Annotated in this window: 15 protein-coding genes; 9 read left to right on the plus strand and 6 right to left on the minus strand. The window is 33.3% G+C overall.

Annotated elements, in window-relative coordinates; genetic code table 11:
• Positions 1-2: 2 nt before the first annotated feature.
• Genes ACTU6T_RS02655 through ACTU6T_RS02665 form a run of 3 tightly spaced genes read right to left on the minus strand, consistent with a single transcriptional unit; the run spans position 3 to position 3870 of the window.
• On the minus strand, positions 3-590 hold the full coding sequence (locus ACTU6T_RS02655) for a sugar transferase (protein WP_460219718.1): 588 nt from the start codon (positions 588-590) through the stop codon (positions 3-5).
• 1 nt (position 591) lies between these two features.
• Complete coding sequence (locus tag ACTU6T_RS02660; protein WP_460219719.1) at positions 592-3072, minus strand: exopolysaccharide transport family protein; 2481 nt, start codon at positions 3070-3072, stop codon at positions 592-594.
• 3 nt (positions 3073-3075) lie between these two features.
• Positions 3076-3870: a polysaccharide biosynthesis/export family protein gene (locus ACTU6T_RS02665; RefSeq protein ID WP_460219720.1), complete on the minus strand. Its 795-nt coding sequence runs from the start codon at positions 3868-3870 to the stop codon at positions 3076-3078.
• Between the two features lie 103 nt (positions 3871-3973).
• On the opposite strand from ACTU6T_RS02665, the gene ACTU6T_RS02670 reads away from it, so the two are divergent.
• The 9 genes from ACTU6T_RS02670 to ACTU6T_RS02710 all read left to right on the plus strand — a co-directional run bounded on the left by ACTU6T_RS02670 (position 3974) and on the right by ACTU6T_RS02710 (position 14384).
• Positions 3974-5842 carry an ABC-F family ATP-binding cassette domain-containing protein gene (locus ACTU6T_RS02670; RefSeq protein WP_460219721.1) on the plus strand — a complete coding sequence of 623 codons (1869 nt, stop codon included), beginning with the start codon at positions 3974-3976 and terminating at the stop codon, positions 5840-5842.
• A 2-nt stretch (positions 5843-5844) separates the two neighbouring features.
• Positions 5845-6615, plus strand: a complete 771-nt coding sequence (locus ACTU6T_RS02675; protein ID WP_460219722.1) for an O-methyltransferase — start codon at positions 5845-5847, stop codon at positions 6613-6615.
• Positions 6616-6681: 66 nt separating this feature from the next.
• Positions 6682-7365 carry an ABC transporter ATP-binding protein gene (locus ACTU6T_RS02680; protein WP_460219723.1) on the plus strand — a complete coding sequence of 228 codons (684 nt, stop codon included), beginning with the start codon at positions 6682-6684 and terminating at the stop codon, positions 7363-7365.
• 2 nt (positions 7366-7367) lie between these two features.
• Entirely contained in the window at positions 7368-7766 is a 399-nt protein-coding gene (locus ACTU6T_RS02685) for a hypothetical protein (RefSeq protein ID WP_460219724.1), read from the plus strand.
• A gap of 323 nt (positions 7767-8089) precedes the next feature.
• On the plus strand, positions 8090-8665 hold the full coding sequence (locus ACTU6T_RS02690) for a cob(I)yrinic acid a,c-diamide adenosyltransferase (RefSeq protein ID WP_460219725.1): 576 nt from the start codon (positions 8090-8092) through the stop codon (positions 8663-8665).
• A 149-nt stretch (positions 8666-8814) separates the two neighbouring features.
• A complete protein-coding gene (locus ACTU6T_RS02695; protein WP_010177336.1) occupies positions 8815-9036 on the plus strand; it encodes a DUF2795 domain-containing protein in 222 nt (73 codons plus the stop codon).
• Positions 9037-9205: 169 nt separating this feature from the next.
• A complete protein-coding gene (secA, locus tag ACTU6T_RS02700) occupies positions 9206-12565 on the plus strand; it encodes a preprotein translocase subunit SecA (protein WP_460219726.1) in 3360 nt (1119 codons plus the stop codon).
• 4 nt (positions 12566-12569) lie between these two features.
• On the plus strand, positions 12570-13376 hold the full coding sequence (locus tag ACTU6T_RS02705; RefSeq protein WP_460219727.1) for a M23 family metallopeptidase: 807 nt from the start codon (positions 12570-12572) through the stop codon (positions 13374-13376).
• A 45-nt stretch (positions 13377-13421) separates the two neighbouring features.
• Complete coding sequence (locus tag ACTU6T_RS02710) at positions 13422-14384, plus strand: SMP-30/gluconolactonase/LRE family protein (RefSeq protein WP_460219728.1); 963 nt, start codon at positions 13422-13424, stop codon at positions 14382-14384.
• Between the two features lie 3 nt (positions 14385-14387).
• On the opposite strand, the gene ACTU6T_RS02715 is transcribed toward ACTU6T_RS02710, so the two are convergent.
• From ACTU6T_RS02715 to ACTU6T_RS02725, 3 genes are read right to left on the minus strand one after another with little or no spacing between them, the layout of a single operon-like run.
• Positions 14388-15071 carry a peptidoglycan DD-metalloendopeptidase family protein gene (locus ACTU6T_RS02715; RefSeq protein ID WP_460219729.1) on the minus strand — a complete coding sequence of 228 codons (684 nt, stop codon included), beginning with the start codon at positions 15069-15071 and terminating at the stop codon, positions 14388-14390.
• Positions 15071-16579 carry a serine hydrolase gene (locus tag ACTU6T_RS02720; protein ID WP_460219730.1) on the minus strand — a complete coding sequence of 503 codons (1509 nt, stop codon included), beginning with the start codon at positions 16577-16579 and terminating at the stop codon, positions 15071-15073. The genes ACTU6T_RS02715 and ACTU6T_RS02720 overlap by 1 nt, the downstream gene beginning before the upstream one ends.
• Positions 16580-16629: 50 nt before the next feature.
• On the minus strand, positions 16630-18222 hold the full coding sequence (locus ACTU6T_RS02725) for a hypothetical protein (RefSeq protein ID WP_460219731.1): 1593 nt from the start codon (positions 18220-18222) through the stop codon (positions 16630-16632).
• Between the last annotated feature and the right edge of the window lie 83 nt (positions 18223-18305).

Genomic DNA, 18305 nt, shown 5'->3' on the forward strand with positions numbered 1-18305 from the left:
TTTCAGTTAAGTATAGATTTTAAAATAAAGCTCAAATCTAAATAAAAACTCCAATTTTGCACGTATTTTTTATTGATTTCAACCTTATCTACCCAAATAATCGTTCTATTGTATGTTTCTGGGTCTAATTGCTGCGACAAAATGGTTTCTTCATCTTTATATTTGAGTGTAGCTGGACCTGTTATTCCTGGTTTAACCTCTAAAATAATTCTATCTTCACCAATTAACTGATCTGCAAATCCTTGTACATCTGGGCGCGGACCTACAAAACTCATATCTCCAATTAGGACATTAAATAGCTGAGGAAGTTCATCTATTTTCGCATGCCTCAAAAATTTACCAAAACGTGTCGCACTTCTATCTAGATGACCTAGATCATGGACTTCTTCTTTAAGAGTTCGCAATTTATAAATCTTGAATAACTTCCCATGCTGGCCAACTCGTAATTGAGAAAAAATGCCATACTTTTTAGTATCTAAAGTTGAAATTACAACGAGAAAAATAAGTGGCAACAGAAATAAAGGAAATAGAACGGCCGATAATGAGAAATCGAAAATCCGCTTTACTAAAAGTTGCCTTCTTTTAATCACACTAAATACGTTTTAAAAAACGTTTTATACGTCTCATGAAACTATCATTATCTCTTTCATGATATGCATTCCCATAAACACCATAACCGTAACCATAGCCATAACCGTAACCATAGCCATAACCATAATTATGATTAGTTTTATGCTTATAAAAATTTAGTACAAAGCTAATATTTTTAACCTCTCCAGCTCGATATTTTGCATTAATCAAAGATAACATCCCTTTTTTTGTAAAATCTAATCTCACCATAAAAATTGTAGCATCGGCAAATTGGACCAATTCTAGTGCATCAGTAACCAAGCCTAGAGGAGGCGTATCAAGCACAATCATATCATAGTCTTTTCTTAATTGATTTATCAAAACACTCATTTGATTACTCATTAAAAGTTCAGAAGGGTTTGGAGGTACTGGTCCTGAAGGAATAACATCAAGATTTTCAATATGAGTGGTGTATTTAACATCTTCGAATGTACTTTCTTCGATCAAATAATTAACTATACCTTTATCATTGTTAATATCAAAATCGCCAAAGATTTTTGGTTTACGCAAATCTAGCCCCAATAAAATCGTTTTCTTACCTGACAAGGCATAAACCGTAGCCATATTTATAGAGCAAAACGTCTTCCCTTCTCCACTTACAGATGAAGTTACCATTAAAGTTTTTCCATCTGTCTTCCCTTGTTTTTTGTATAAGAATTGTAGACTCGAACGAATAGACCTAAAAGATTCAGCTACTGCTGATTTAGGTTTTTCAAAAACAATTAAATTATTCTTGTATTTATATTTTCCAATTAAACCTAAAATTGGAATTTTAGATAATTGTTCTACTTCATCCGAACCATGAATTGTATTATCAAGCAAAAACAATACAAAAATTAAAAACATAGGTATAAAAAAGCCCATCATCAAGCCCATCATATAATTAAGAGACTTGTTTGGCCCAATTAATCCTCCACCAATATCTTTAGCTTCATCAATTACCGTAATATCAGAAATATTTGCTGCTTTTACAATTGCAGCTTCACTTCTTTTTGCTGTATATACATCATATGCTTCTTGACTTATATCTAATTTTCTTTGAATCTTTAAATACTGCTGTTGATCCTCTGGTAAATCTGATAATTTGGCTTCTAAATTTGCAATACTTCTATTAATTGTTGAAAGCCTAATACGAATGGTTTTTTTGGTGGCATCTATAGTCTCTAATAGCACATTCTTTTCAGCATCAATTCTCCTATCCAAATCCTTAAATAAACCAGACCCTTCCTTTGTTGTATATTCAAGGTTCTGACGCTCAGCGGCCAATCCGATAATTTTTGAAACACTATTTAAAATATTACTCTCTTCAATTCCAACGCTTGTTGGCGCTGCAATTTCAGTATAATCAGTTTTAGTATTTAAATAGGTTTCTAAATTATTCAAGTAGTTTAATTTTAGATCTTCTTCTTCTTTTGTCAAATCATAGTTTTTTAACTGATTTGAGATTTGAGAAATCTCGTCTGTAACATTGAACACTTTGTTTTGTTTCCTGAATTTATTCATCTCATCAGTTACATCGCTAAGATTAGAATTAACAGCGGCTAAACTACTGTCAATGAACTTGATTGTATTTGTCGCATATAAGTTCTTTCTTTCTAATTCTGATTTGCTCAAAATTGCAGAAGTAGCATTTAAATAATCAACAATTTTAGCCTTATTATTTCCTGCCAACTGCAGTCTCAAAACTGAAGATGCAGAAGGAGAGTAAGGCGCAATGATAATGCGTTCCTTGTATCTATGAACAATGCCATCAAAACTAGAAAATTGAATAAAAAATTCTGCTCCAGCCTTAATTCGCAATGACGGTTTAACATGAAGACGACCATTAAAAAAAGGCAAATCTATTTGCTCTCCTTGTTTGAACGTTTTTTTGAAAACACCTGTAGGAACAGTGACACGAGTATATGTTTTATCATCATACAATTGAGCTCTTCGGCTTGAACCTTCAAATTCAGTAAATACTTCAAACTCATTATCATTTAAAAAGCGAATTCCTATAGGATAATTTAATACCTGAGGTTTTGATTTATCTAAGATAAAATTAAATGGAACTTTTTTGTAAACATCTTGTTTTCTGTATTTTCCCTGAGTTAAATATTGCATGTAAAACTGTAATGAATCAACCACCTTTTCATTATGAGTTCTGGTCTTTATAGCCGTAATAATCTTACTCACTTTTCCAGACACTCCACCCCAATTAAAGGAAATACTAGTATTTGCAGTAAAAAAAGGATTTTGATCATTCTCTATTGAAATCAGAGAATCTAACTTATAAACATTTTGCTTTCTTACATTTATAAAATAAGCAATAAGAAGTGCTGTCCCAATACAAAGCAGTACGAGTTTCCATAGGTTAAGAATTTTGAATAGATATCCTCTAAAATCAAAACTTACGCGACCTGATTCAGCCGAATCATATTCTTCGTGTGTATTATAATCCATATTCTATCCTCTTGTAAGCAATACTAATGTTGTTGTAATAAGAGACAATACAGTCGCAATTGTACCTAGGGTCTCTACAGCTGTTCTTCCTGTTCCTAATGACTTCTGTTTTAATGGTTTTACATAAATGATATCATTTGGTTGAATGTAATAAAACGGTGATTTCATAACATTAACATCTGTTAAATCTATGGTGTGAATTTGTTGGCCTTGTGGATACTGCCTTATGATTTGCACTTCCTTCTTATTACCAGTTACTGGTATTTCTCCTACATTAGCAATGGCTTCAAATATATTCACTCTATCTTGAAAAAGTGTAACATTTCCAGGCCTCCCAACTTCGCCATTAGCAGTAAATCGCAATCCAGATAATTTAACGGTAACAAAAATATTTGCGGTTTCTTTAAATTGATCTTCTAAGAGCTTTTCTTTAATAGAATTCTCTATTTCTTCTGCGGTAAATCCAAGCACATTTATTTTACCTAGTGTAGGAATTCTAATGTTTCCATGTAAATCTACTGTAAACCCATCAAAATACGCTCGCTCAGCACTCGACGCAGCCAAATTACCTTCTCCAACAGGATTAAAAATAGTAACATTTTGTTGATCTAAAACTTTAATTCTAATATTTAAAATATCATTGATTTGAACTCGATATGGCTTTTGTTGCTCAACCATAACCTGAGTAGAATCCATTGCTGTATTTTTATTTTGAAGATAGATAGTATCTTTATGAGGTATACAGGATGTAGATACAATACACAGTAACAATCCTGCAAGCACTAATAGTCTATTCATTGTTAAGTTACTTGTTGCTTCACAAATATAGCTTATCACTATTAATATAAAAACTATTCATCGTTTTTTTGAGTAATATCACTTTCTTTGTAAAAAAATTAGTTTGAACTATCTAACTGTTGAAAATATATCAAAATCTTATGGTGAATTAGAACTCTTCTCTAATCTCTCATTTAGTGTTCATAAAGATGATAAGATTGCTTTTGTCGCAAAAAACGGTAGCGGCAAAACCTCAATTTTGAATATCTTATCTGGAGCAGACACTCCAGATTCTGGGCAAATTGTTAAACGAAACGGCCTTCGGATATCCTTTTTATCTCAATCGCCTCAGTTTGATGCAAACAGTACTATCAATGATACGATTTTTAGCAGCGATTCTCCTCAGTTAAAAATTATTGAAAATTACGAAAAGGCGCTACAAAATCCAGAAAACACTGAAGCTTATCAAAAAGCCTTTGAACAAATGGATATTCATAATGCTTGGGAATTTGAATTACAATTTAAACAAATCTTATCTCAACTTAAACTTGATAATTTTAATCAAAAAATCAGTACAATGTCTGGTGGACAAATAAAACGTTTGGCCTTAGCTCAGGCACTAATTAGTAATCCTGATTTACTGGTACTTGATGAACCAACTAACCATCTTGATTTAGAAATGATTGAGTGGTTAGAGCTTTATTTTGCTAAAGCTCAATTCACTTTATTTATGGTCACTCACGATCGTTATTTTTTAGAACGTGTTTGTAATGAAATTATTGAATTAGACCACGGAAAACTTTACACCTACAAAGGCAATTATTCTTACTATTTAGAAAACAAAGAAGCTAGAATCACCCAAGAACAAGTAGAAACAGGAAAAGCTAAGCAGCTCTTCAAAAAAGAGCTAGAATGGATGCGTCGTCAACCTAAAGCGCGAACAACAAAGTCAAAATCTCGTATTGATGACTTTGCTGACATTAAAAAACGTGCGCATCAACGTCGGAAGGACCACAAAATTCAACTTGAGATTAACATGGAGCGATTAGGGAGTAAAATAGTTGAGTTTCACAACGTATCAAAGGCGTTTAAAGACAAAATTATCCTTAAAAACTTTGAATATGTATTTAAAAGAGGTGAACGAATTGGCATCATAGGCAAAAACGGTACAGGGAAGTCCACATTCTTGAATATGTTAACTCATAGTTTAAAACCAGATTCGGGAAAAATCATCATTGGAGATACAGTCAAATTTGGATACTATACACAAGGCGGAATTGAAATAAAACCACAACAAAAAGTCATAGAAGTAATAAAAGAGTTTGGTGAATTTATTCCTTTAACTAAAGGAAGACAAATTAGCGCTAAACAATTACTAGAGCGTTTTCTTTTCGATGGAAAAAAGCAACATGACTATGTTGAAAAATTAAGCGGAGGTGAACAAAAACGCTTATACTTATGTACTGTACTCATTCAAAATCCAAATTTCTTGATTTTAGATGAACCAACAAACGATCTCGATATAGTAACTTTAAACATCCTTGAAGAATTTTTATTAGACTTCCCTGGATGTCTTCTGGTAGTGTCACATGATCGCTATTTTATGGATAAAATTGTCGACCATTTATTTGTATTCAAAGGAGAAGGTACTGTTCAGGATTTTCCTGGCAATTATTCTGATTACCGCAACTATGAATCACTCCAATCATCTCAACTCAAAACAGAAACAATTGACAAATCTGAAACTCACACCAAAGACACTAAGAACAAAGCAACCAAACTATCCTATAACGAACAAAAAGAATATAAAAATTTAGAAAGCAAAATTCGAGCCTTAGAGTTGGATAAAAAAGCGCTAGAAGCTAAATTCAATGATACAACATTAACGCAAGACAATATCAATCAGCTCTCAAAACAATTACAAGATATTATTGACGATATAGAAACTAAAGAAATGAGATGGTTTGAATTGGCAGAAAAATTTGAATCCTAATTATGTTTCAAAGTATTGAATACATAAAGTTTTTGCTTAAATCTACCAATCAACATGGTGTGCACTCGCCTTTTGTATATAATCTGGTTACTAAGTGTTTTTATGACAACACCAATCATGACACCTACTCTGTATTGGAAAATTATAGATCATCCCTTTTGAGTAAGAAAGAAACCATTGTTGTAACAGACTTAGGCTCCGGGTCTCAAGTATTTAAATCTAACAAAAGATCTATTTCTTCCATTGCTAAAATTTCAGGTTCTTCAAAAAAAAGAGCCCAATTATTGTTTCGTCTTGTCAAATACTTAGAGCCAAAACTAACTCTAGAATTAGGAACTTCACTTGGCATTGCAACTCACGCAATGGCGCTTGGAAATAAAAACAACAAGATACTCTCAATAGAAGGTTGTCCAAAAATTTCTGAAGTAGCTAGACAGCAATTTTTAAAATTCAATATAGAAAATATTACTATAAAAACTGGTGAGTTTGAGAGTATCCTTAAGACGTTAAAAGGCAATAATTATGATCTTATTTTTTTTGACGGAAATCATAACAAAACAGCAACGCTCAACTACTTTAACATCTTAGTTAACCATATTCACAACGATACAGTCTTTATTTTTGATGATATACATTGGTCTAAAGATATGCTCGATACCTGGAAGTATATTAAATCGCACTCTAAAGTTACCGTAACTATTGATACATTTTTTTGGGGATTTGTATTCTTCAGAAAAGAACAAGCAAAAGAAAATTTCACAATTAGATTGTAACATCAATCTATATTTTGCGTCATATTAAGTATATTGCAATAACACAATCAAAAGCAAACTTTCGGTATGAGTAACGTCATTGAAATTAGAGATATCATTCGTGATTTTCAGCTAGGACAAGAAACAGTTCATGTCTTAAAAGGTATCGATTTAGATATTAAACTTGGTGATTACGTAGCCATAATGGGGCCATCAGGTTCAGGAAAATCAACACTCATGAACCTTCTTGGTTGTTTAGATACTCCTACTGCAGGACGTTACGTCCTTAACGGAAAAGATGTAAGCCAAATGAGTGATGATGAGTTGGCTGATATTAGAAATACTGAAATTGGATTCGTCTTTCAAACATTCAACCTTCTACCGAGAACTACTGCTTTAGATAATGTTGCATTACCTATGGTATATGCTGGAGCTTCAAAAGCCGAACGTAAAAAACGTGCCGAAGAAGTTCTTACTGACGTTGGTCTTGCCGACCGAATGGACCACAAACCAAATCAACTGTCTGGTGGTCAACGTCAACGTGTTGCTGTTGGTCGTGCCCTTGTCAACAAACCTTCTATCATTTTGGCCGATGAGCCTACTGGTAACCTAGATTCTAAAACGGGTTATGAGATTATGAATCTTTTTGATGAGATTCATAAAGCAGGAAATACAGTTATTATGGTTACACACGAAGAAGATATTGCTGCTCATGCAAAACGTGTCATTAGACTTCGCGATGGTATTATAGAAAGTGATACCCGAAATTAAAAATGAAGTTGCCTTGGCTACTCATAGCAATGACCATTGGTTTTATATTTGTAGCTATTCAAAATAAGAAACAACTAAAATCATCGTTCTATAATGATTTAAATCTTTCGCAACTTGAAAATGAGTTGTTTAAACTCTTAGATGAGATATTAGATCTGGTTGATCCATCTTCAGATTTTTCTAATGTTGAGTTTGATGATTTTGAAGCATTTGACAAAGAAATTGCAAAATATAAAGCAGGAATTATAGATCGTGATGCCTTGAGACTAGATTTTTTAAAGGAAGAATTTTCGCATTCAGGAGGATTCAAAATTTTGGCAGATAATAATGGCTGGTCTATAGAATTCAAAAGTATTAGTCAAAGATTCTCTATCTTATATGATGCATATATAAACTACTAATTAAAAAGATGTTATGCTCTTATACATTATTGGTATTATTCTTATTATTGTTTTTGTTGGAAATGGCTTCCGAAGCAATCGTACTAATTATAAAAACTCTTACGAAAAAAAGAAAAACAAACGTCGATTTAAATAAAATTTCATGCTTTATCTCATTGCCATTCTAATCGCACTTTTTACGTTTATTAAAATTATAAGTAAGAGACAACAACGTCATCGTGAGAGAACAAGAAAACGTTCTATGTTTGACAAAGGTGGATTTCGTAGATAATAAAATTAAAATTAACTTTTAACTTTTCATATCTAACTCTTAACTTGCGTATATGAAGATTTACACAAAAACAGGAGACAAAGGAACAACGGCACTTTTTGGTGGCACTCGCGTTCCAAAACATCATATTCGGATTGATAGCTATGGTACTGTAGACGAACTCAATTCACATTTAGGACTTATTAGAGATCAAAACATTAACAATCACTATAAAGATGTTCTAATAGACATTCAAGATAAGCTATTTACGGTAGGTGCTATTTTGGCTACCGATCCTGAAAAGGCAACACTTAAAAATGGAAAGCAACGTCTTAATATTCCTAAAATTTCCGAAGATGATATTTCATTGTTAGAACAAGAAATGGATGCTATGAATACATCACTTCCACCCATGACACACTTTGTTTTACCTGGAGGTCATCAAACTGTGTCATTCTGTCACATTGCACGTTGTGTGTGCCGTAGAGCTGAACGTTTAGCCAGCGCTCTTAACGACTTAGAACCTTTTCAACCCGAAAGTTTAAAGTACTTAAACCGACTTTCTGACTATCTATTTGTGTTGGCACGAAAGTTGTCTTATGATTTGCAAGCCGAAGAAGTAAAATGGATTCCAAAGAAAGAATCCTAGAATACCACTTTGCAGAATAAATTATGAGTTCTACAGGCTTAAATGATTGAAAATATAAGTTCTTTTAAATTATTATTTAATTAATTCGATTTTTTCTTGACTTTCTGAACTATAATTTTATTTTTGCAAAAAAATAAATACCATAAGAAATGTATTGGACATTAGAACTAGCATCGTATTTAAGTGATGCACCTTGGCCAGCAACAAAAGATGAATTAATAGATTACGCTATTAGAACAGGAGCTCCTCTGGAAGTTGTTGAAAATCTACAAGCGATTGAAGACGAAGGCGACTCTTACGATTCTATCGAAGAAATCTGGTCAGATTATCCAACTGATGAAGATTACCTCTGGAACGAGGACGAGTATTAAAGTAATATCTTTTACTTTAGATATAAGAAAAGTTAAAAAGTCTCTAAACGAGACTTTTTTTGTGCCTTTTTTTTCGAAAAAACATAACACAAATCATATCTTTGATGTTCATTAATACATGAGATATAAAACGTTATTTACAACGTTTCTAATAATATAAATAAACACCATGAGTTTTTTAAATTCAGTACTTAAAGTATTTGTAGGAGACAAATCAAAACAAGATGTCAAAGCATTAACACCAATCGTAGAGAAAGTAAAATCTTTTGAAGGTGCTCTTGAACAATTATCGCATGATCAATTACGTGCAAAAACAATTGAATTCAAAGAAAAAATAGCTGACGCTCGTAAACCATTACAGTCAAAAATTGATCAACTATTAAACGACGCAGAAGCTACAGATGATATTGATAAAAGAGAAGACATCTACCTCGAAATAGATAAGATTAAAGACGATATCTATGAAGTAACTGAAGGTGTTCTAAACAACATCATGCCTGAAGCCTTTGCAGTTGTAAAAGAAACTGCAAAACGTTTTGTTCACAACACTGAAATTACAGTTCAAGCTAATGAGTTTGACCGCTTAATCTCTGGCGATAAAGACTATATCACATTACAAGATGACAAAGCCGTATGGGCAAATTCTTGGGATGCAGCAGGTAAAGCCATTACTTGGGATATGATTCACTATGATGTGCAACTTATTGGTGGTGCAGCAATGCATCAAGGAAAAATAGCTGAGATGCAAACTGGTGAAGGTAAAACCTTGGTTGCAACACTTCCTGTGTATTTAAATGCATTAGCTGGAAAAGGAGTTCACTTAGTTACTGTAAATGATTATTTAGCAAAACGTGATAGCGCATGGATGGCTCCTATTTTTGAGTTTCATGGTTTAAGCGTTGATTGTATTGATTACCACACGCCAAACTCTGAAGCACGTCGCAAAGCTTATCGAGCAGACATTACGTATGGAACCAATAATGAGTTTGGTTTTGATTACTTAAGAGATAATATGGCACATTCGCCAGATGACCTAGTGCAACGTCCGCACCATTTTGCCATAGTTGATGAGGTAGATTCAGTATTAGTTGATGATGCACGAACACCATTAATTATTTCTGGACCAATTCCTCAAGGTGATCGTCATGAGTTTATAGAACTCAAACCCAAAGTGGATGATATTGTAAGTATTCAAAGAAAAGAATTAGTGGGCGTTTTAGCCGAAGCCAAAAAACTAATTGCCGAAGGTGATACTAAAGAAGGTGGATTCTTATTATTAAGAGCTTATCGAGGTATTCCAAAAAATAAAGCATTAATAAAATTCTTGAGTGAAGAAGGTATTAAAACATTGCTTCAGAAAACAGAAAATTTTTATATGCAAGATAATAATAGAGAAATGCCGAAAGTTGATGCGGAACTCTATTATGTTATCGAAGAAAAAAATAATCAAGTTGAGTTAACTGATAAAGGTGTTGAATACTTATCAGGTAAAGACAATCCAGATTTCTTTGTCATGCCAGAAATTGGTATGGAAATCTCTAAAATTGAAGCAAAAGGCCTTTCTAAAGAAGAAGAAGCTGCTGAAAAAGAGGAATTATTTAGAGAATTTGGTGTAAAATCAGAACGCATACACACCCTAAATCAATTACTTAAAGCATACGCATTATTTGAAAAAGATATTCAATATGTTGTTATGGACAATAAAGTAATGATTGTCGATGAACAAACGGGTCGTATCATGGATGGACGTCGTTATAGTGACGGTTTACATCAAGCCATTGAAGCTAAAGAAAATGTAAAAATTGAAGATGCAACTCAAACCTTTGCTACCGTAACGCTTCAAAACTATTTCAGAATGTATCGTAAACTTTCTGGTATGACTGGTACAGCAGTTACTGAGGCTGGAGAATTTTGGGAGATTTATAAATTAGATGTGGTAGAAATCCCAACTAATAAACCTATTGCACGTGATGACAAACAGGACTTAGTTTACAAAACTAAGCGAGAAAAGTATAATGCCGTCATTGATGATGTTACAAATTTATCACAAGCTGGTCGTCCAGTTTTGATTGGAACAACATCTGTTGAAATTTCAGAGTTACTTGGCAAAATGCTTAGTATACGTAAAATACCTCATAATGTATTAAATGCAAAACAGCATAAAAAGGAGGCAGAAATTGTAGATGAAGCTGGACGAAGCGGACAAGTGACTATTGCAACAAATATGGCAGGTCGTGGTACAGACATTAAGCTTTCTGATGAAGTAAAAGATGCAGGTGGTTTAGCTATTATTGGTACGGAACGTCACGATTCACGTCGTGTAGACAGACAATTACGTGGTCGTGCAGGACGTCAAGGTGATCCTGGAAGTTCACAATTTTATGTATCATTAGAAGATAATCTAATGCGTTTATTTGGTAGTGAGCGAATTGCCAAAATGATGGACAAAATGGGGTTAAAAGAAGGTGAAGTTATTCAGCATTCTATGATTTCAAAATCTATCGAACGTGCACAGAAAAAAGTTGAAGAAAATCAATTTGGAGTTCGTAAGCGACTGCTAGAATATGACGATGTGATGAATGCTCAGCGTGAAGTGGTCTACAAACGTCGTCGTCACGCTTTACATGGAGAACGCTTGCGTGTTGACTTGGCCAATATGATTTATGACACCTCAGAAGGAATTGCTGAAACCAATAAAAATGCTGAAGACTTTAAGAATTTTGAGTTTGAGTTAATTAGATACTTCTCAATGAGCTCACCAATTTCTGAAGCTGAATTCAACAAACTTTCTATCCAAGATGTAGCAGGAAAAATATATAAAGCGGCTTTTGAACATTATAGAGCTAAAATGCAGCGTAATGCTGAATTAGCATTTCCAGTGATTGAAAATGTATATTTAAATCAGCGTGATAAATATAAGCGTATTGTGGTTCCATTTACAGATGGCGTTAAGAATTTGCAAGTTGTTACAGATCTAGAAAAGGCCTATGAAACAAAAGGAACTCAGTTAATTAATGATTTTGAAAAGAACATTACCCTAGCTATTGTTGACGATGCCTGGAAAACACATTTACGTAAAATGGATGAATTAAAGCAGTCTGTACAATTAGCGGTTCATGAACAAAAAGATCCCTTATTAATTTATAAATTTGAAGCCTTTGAATTGTTCAAAGAAATGATTGATCAGGTAAATAAAGATGTGATTTCATTCTTATTTAAAGGAGAATTACCTTCAGAAACCCAAAATACGATTCAAGAGGCTAAAGCTCGTAAACAAGAAAAGTTACAAACTCAAAAAGAAGAAATACCAAATATGGATGAGCGTGCAGCTCAAAGTCGTGCGGCTGGTGCTGGCGCTTCTGCGCAACAACAGCAAGTTGTTGAAACCATTGTTAGAGATAAACCAAAAATTGGACGTAATGATCGTGTAACAATTAAACACGTGATGAGTGGAGAAAACAAAACTGTGAAGTATAAGCAAGCTGAGCCTTTAATTGCTAAAGGCGAATGGGTATTGATAGAAGATTAGATTTATGCTAAAACGACATGCGCTCTTATTGATCATTTTGTTACATGTAAGTTTGCATGCTCAAGATTATGGATATTCCAAACACGTAAACGATAGTGTTATTTCTTATAATTTTTACAATAAAACGCATGCACCTATCACCTTGTCTATTGAGAAATTATCGGATTTAGACATTAGAATTCCTGATGCACCTTTAGTTTGTCCTCCTATGGATTCACTACAAGATATCATTTCGATTCCAAAAATTTATAGTACAGAAAATGAAGATTTTAAAGCAAGTGATCATTTTAGTACTTCTGGCGCATTTGGAACTCAACTTAATCAAAAAGATATCAAAAAGGTTTTATATGAACTTCCATTCAAAAGCGGTAAGCGATATAAAGTCATTCAAGGCTATAATGGGCGATTATCTCATTATACAGATAAATCCCGATATGCAATAGATTTTAAAATTCCTATTGGAGATACAATTGTTGCTGCGCGAAGCGGACGCGTCATTAGAACCGTTGATCATTTCACAGAACATGGCGGAGAATCATATACAGACAAAGCCAACCAAATATTAATATACCACGATGATGGTACTATTGCCTTCTACGTACACTTAGACACGAATGGTGTATTAGTAAACGTTGGTGATATGGTAAAACAAGGTCAACCTATTGGGATTTCTGGACATACAGGTTATTCTACAACACCTCACCTTCATTTTGTTGTTCGAAACTTCAGATCGGCCATTCCTATTCAATTCAAAGAAAATGGCCAGATTGGAAAAAAATCTGGACGTTGGGCAAAAAAACCCAAAAACTAAGCAGTAACTTTACTTAGATATTCAAAATTTCATTAGCTTCACAACATGAAAGCATTGTATTATCTTATTATTTGTGGACTCTTCTTAGTTTGTAAGCCCAAAATAAAAACAACTCAATCTATTAAAACTTATACAGCTACATTGGAGTATTCTACAAAAGCAATACTTGGTGAAGGTGCCTTTTGGAACCATGAAACCCAGGAATTGTATTGGATAGATATTTTAGATAACAAGCTACACATCTATAACCCTGAAACCAAAACCAACAGAAATATAAACACTCCATCAAGTATTGGCACTGTTGTTCCATCATCTGAAGCTAACCAAGCTATTATTGCCTTAGCCGATGGTATCTATATTATGAATACCAAGGATGGTAAAATAGAACTGCACAGTGATATCGAACGTGATCTTACAGGTAATCGTTTTAATGATGGTAAATGTGATCCTTCTGGTCGTTTATGGGTGGGTTCTATGGCATATAGCCAAGCACAATATGAAGCCAATTTATATATGGTGGACGAAAAAGGACAAGCGTTCCTAAAAAAAGATAGTGTTACAATTTCTAATGGTATCGTTTGGACTAAAGACAAAAAAACCATGTACTACATCGATACGCCTACAAAAGAAATTAAAGCTTATGATTATGAAGATGCAACCGGTACAATCTCAAATGAGAGAGTAGCCGTATTCATTGATGAATCTTTAGGGTTTCCAGATGGTATGACTATCGATAAAAATGACAACCTATGGGTTGCTATGTGGAATGGCGACGCTGTACTTCAATTTAATCCTAAAACTGGTAAACTCATATCTAAAGTAAATGTTCCAGCACATAATGTTACATCTTGCGCATTTGGTGGTCAAAACCTAGATGAATTATATATTACCACTTCGAGTATCGACATGAACGATGAAGAACAAGAACAATATCCTTTAGCTGGCTCTCTATTTAAAGTTAAAGTGGATGTAAAAGGTGTGAACAGCGATTTTTTTAAAAACGAATAATTGCTATTTCAGATGTAATAACACATTAGGATCAGGACAGTTATCTTTGTAGAATTGCAAATCTCGTTTTGAGCACACGCCAGGATAATCTCCAATAAAACCTTGCATATCTTTAATGATCTGAAAGTGCAAATGTGGTGGATAATCTCCATTAACTTTAGCATCACCTAAAGTTGCAATTTGGTCACCTTTTTTGAACCCTTGCCCTACTTTTAAGTTTTTAATTGAAACTAAACTAAGATGTCCATACAATGTATAAAACTCAATTCCTTCAATACTATGTTTCAAAATGATAGTTGGACCATAATCTCCAAAATTGATATTGTTTTTAAAACTGTGGACTACACCATCTAAAGGTGCATAGATTGGAGTTTCAGCAGAAATCCATAAATCTAATCCTAAATGTATATTACGTTTTGTTTCGAGGCTATTATCATTAAAATAATCACTACGATTATAAATATTTCGAGTTTCAAGATAGCCACCAAAACCAACTTTGGCTTTGTGCTTATTAATATACAAATTTATGTATTGCCCTAGCTTTTCAGAAGAGAATACATCTACAGTTTTCAATTCGTTATTGGAGTTGGATAAATCCAAAGAAATATAATCTGAAACAAGAATGGAAGCATCTAGCACATGAAAAGGCGCTACTCCTTTTAAGGCATCAAAAAGTGCTTTAGACATTACTCCTGAGTATTTAGAGCCATCTCAAGCGCTTCAGCTTTATCTTTAGCATAAGTTAATTCCGCATTCATTTTAAAGCATTTTTTAAAATTCTCTAATGCTTGAAGTGAATCTCCATTAACCAATAAAGCATCACCATAACTATCATAAGTGTTTGCCGATTTTGGATATGCATCGGTATTTAATTTAAATACAGCTAATGCGTCATCAACTTTATTTTCATTTAATAAAGCATACCCCAACCAGTTAATATCACCTTCACTTACATTGTAAGCTATGGTATCTGTTTTCACTTTGTGATAAAAACCTATTGCATCTTCAACATTGGTATCAAAAATACGTCTAGCCATTTCCTTATAAACACTTTTCTTTGGTAATGCATAAGATTTTCCAGCTCTTATATTCTCAATATTATTAATAATTGGTCTATAATTCTCGCCCGAATCATTAGTTAGAACAATGTAACCACTTTTAGCATCAACTTCATTTTGTAAAAATGTGGCAAACCCAACCCAACCTCCAGAATGGTTTACAATTATAGGCTCACCTGGATTATAATCTAAAAACCAGCCAAAACCATAGCCAGTGTTTTCTCCATCATTTGTTTTGCCAGAGGTCCATGCCTCATCCAAATACGTTTTTGATATAATAGTATGATTTGCTAATGCCATATTCCATTTGAATAAATCATCTAAGGTAGAATAGATTCCTCCATCACCTCTAACACCGTTTAAATTATGATAATCATCTGCTAAATAATCCTTTTGATTCAATGACAAACGGTGTCCAAAAACACGATTTGGCATGTTAGTATCTTCTTCTACTTGATAAGCATAAAGTCTGGTCTTAGTCATTCCTATAGGGTCAAAAATAGTTGCTTTCAGAAATTCACTAAAATGCTGCCCAGATATCTTTTCAACTATCGAAGCAAGTACCATATAACCTGTATTGCTATAGGCCCATTTTTCGCCAGTAGGAAAATCTAAGTCAAGATTTGCAGCATTCATTAGTTTTAAGATCTCATCATTTCCTAAAATATAAGTCTTTGTAGAGTCTTCGGGTATAAAATTATTATACATAAAACGTTCATAGTCTGCTAATCCAGAAGTGTGGTGTAATAAATGTCGCACTGTGATATTATCATAAGGAAAGTCTGTTAAAATGGTATTGACATTTTGATCATAATCTAATTTTCCAGCTTCTTTTAATTTCATAATAGCCATTCCCGTAAACTGTTTACTCACCGAAGCTAAACGAAACTGTGAATTTATGTCTAAAGAATCAATTGGGTTTATAGAACGTAGTCCGTTTGAACTTTTAAAAACGACCTCACCATCTTCATACACAAGAATGTTACCTGTAGCTATGCCTTTAACTTTCATGTCTTTAACGAATTGAACATACTCGCTATTGGTTTCTTCTTGAATTGCAGTATTCGTTTCTTTTTTACAAGAAAAAAAGCATGCCGAAATGAGACATACTAATGTAAGTTGTTTTAATGAAGTCATAATTATGATGATTAATGTATTTCTATATCATAAAAATAAGTGTTTTAAAATTAGTTTTTAAGAACCACATCACTATACTTTGCATTAAGCACAATTGTTTTTCCTGAATTTCTATTGGTAGGATAGTTTTCAATTGTTTTTTGTGTTGTCATTTCATCGTTAAGTCTTGATCGATTGCCTTTGAAATACACTCTATAATTTGTAGTAGGCAACTTAATTATAGCCTCACTATTCTCAAGAATGACATTAAGGTTGGTGAAGTTATCTGTAATATTTGCAATAGATAAATCACCAAAGCTCCCATCAATAATTGCATTTCCAGTTAAATCATTGATATACATATCAGACGAGTTACTATTTAAACGTAAACTAGCAACCGAATTTAAATGCGCATCTTCTACATACTTTAAATTTAACTCACCATTGCTCCAAGTCGTAATATCTATAGGTGAATATGATACATTGATGGAAGTTTCACTTCCATCAATGTGATTTGCTAATAAAGTAGCATGAGATATATCTGCCTTTAAATTATGAATTACAGAAGACATTTTTAACTCACCATGTCTTACATTCAAATTTAATTTTGCATCCTTAGGCATTTTTATTTTAATCGTTCTTTTAACATCATCATGACCTTTATCAAAAAGTGATGCTCTAGCTTCACGACGTTTTTCATGTGCTTTTCGACGTTCTTCATGAGCCTTTTGACGTGCCTCGTTACGTTCAGCTATTCGGTCATAACGCTTCTCCATTTCCTTCTCTCTTTTAGCCATTCTTTTTTCAAGTTCTTTTCCACGTTTTTCCATTTCTTTACCATATTTCTCGCCCCATTCTTCCATTTTTTCTGCCCATTCATCATCAAACTTTTTTGAAAATTCTTCTCCCCAAGCTTCCATCTTGGCTTCATATTCTTTACCAAATTTCTCTCCAAACTTTTCTCCAAACTTCTCACCCCACGTTGTCATTTTTGCTTCATAAGATGAAAAATCAATACGACCCATTTCGCGTGCCCACTTTTTCATATCTTCCCTATGCTTAGCTGGATAATCTTTACTCCATTCTTCGAGATATGTTTCACCACCTTCTTTATAAGCTTCAGAATCAAAACTCACATTTGTGACTCCTTCAGGTAATTCTGGAAGTTCTGGTAAATCTGGTATTTCTATAAGTTCAAGCTCCGCTAATTCTGGTAACACAGGCATTTCTGGCAACTCAGGCATTTCTGGCATTTCTGGTAATACTAATAATTCAGGTAAATCTCCTAAAACTTCTAAAGCCTCAAGAGCTTTTAAGGACTCTAAATTAATATGAATATTACCAAGGTCATCCCAAGATCCATGCAAACCTCCTTCTGAAGTAATTTTAACTTTATTCCCAGAACCTTCCACCTTCAGCTTCCAATCTTTTAAAGCATCTTGCAATTCTTCTTTAGATAATTTTTTTCCTTCAATATAAGCTTCAATTTCTAAGGTGTTTTTGTTCCATGTATCTATTTCTATTTGTACATAGCTAGTATTTAAATCGATAGCCACATCTTTAGTGACATCAATGGACTTAGATACTTTTGTCAATTTTTCTTGAGCTGCAACACTTAATGTGCAACAGAAAAACACTAATAACGTTCTATATAATATTTTCATTGGTCTATTTTTTTATTCTGAAATTTTATCGTTTTGCTTATCATGCTTTTAGACACTAGTCAGTAAACATTTTAAACCTTTTA

This window comes from Psychroserpens citreus, assembly GCF_055686305.1.

What these genes read in the sequence shown, in the direction of transcription:
- ACTU6T_RS02660 (WP_460219719.1), bottom strand. Translation starts at nt 3,072, where the DNA reads ATGGATTATAATACACACGAAGAATATGATTCGGCTGAATCAGGTCGC.
- ACTU6T_RS02665 (WP_460219720.1), bottom strand. Translation starts at nt 3,870, where the DNA reads ATGAATAGACTATTAGTGCTTGCAGGATTGTTACTGTGTATTGTATCT.
- ACTU6T_RS02675 (WP_460219722.1), top strand. Translation starts at nt 5,845, where the DNA reads ATGTTTCAAAGTATTGAATACATAAAGTTTTTGCTTAAATCTACCAAT.
- ACTU6T_RS02680 (WP_460219723.1), top strand. Translation starts at nt 6,682, where the DNA reads ATGAGTAACGTCATTGAAATTAGAGATATCATTCGTGATTTTCAGCTA.
- ACTU6T_RS02685 (WP_460219724.1), top strand. Translation starts at nt 7,368, where the DNA reads ATGAAGTTGCCTTGGCTACTCATAGCAATGACCATTGGTTTTATATTT.
- ACTU6T_RS02690 (WP_460219725.1), top strand. Translation starts at nt 8,090, where the DNA reads ATGAAGATTTACACAAAAACAGGAGACAAAGGAACAACGGCACTTTTT.
- ACTU6T_RS02695 (WP_010177336.1), top strand. Translation starts at nt 8,815, where the DNA reads ATGTATTGGACATTAGAACTAGCATCGTATTTAAGTGATGCACCTTGG.
- secA (WP_460219726.1), top strand. Translation starts at nt 9,206, where the DNA reads ATGAGTTTTTTAAATTCAGTACTTAAAGTATTTGTAGGAGACAAATCA.
- ACTU6T_RS02705 (WP_460219727.1), top strand. Translation starts at nt 12,570, where the DNA reads ATGCTAAAACGACATGCGCTCTTATTGATCATTTTGTTACATGTAAGT.
- ACTU6T_RS02710 (WP_460219728.1), top strand. Translation starts at nt 13,422, where the DNA reads ATGAAAGCATTGTATTATCTTATTATTTGTGGACTCTTCTTAGTTTGT.
- ACTU6T_RS02715 (WP_460219729.1), bottom strand. Translation starts at nt 15,071, where the DNA reads ATGTCTAAAGCACTTTTTGATGCCTTAAAAGGAGTAGCGCCTTTTCAT.
- ACTU6T_RS02720 (WP_460219730.1), bottom strand. Translation starts at nt 16,579, where the DNA reads ATGACTTCATTAAAACAACTTACATTAGTATGTCTCATTTCGGCATGC.
- ACTU6T_RS02725 (WP_460219731.1), bottom strand. Translation starts at nt 18,222, where the DNA reads ATGAAAATATTATATAGAACGTTATTAGTGTTTTTCTGTTGCACATTA.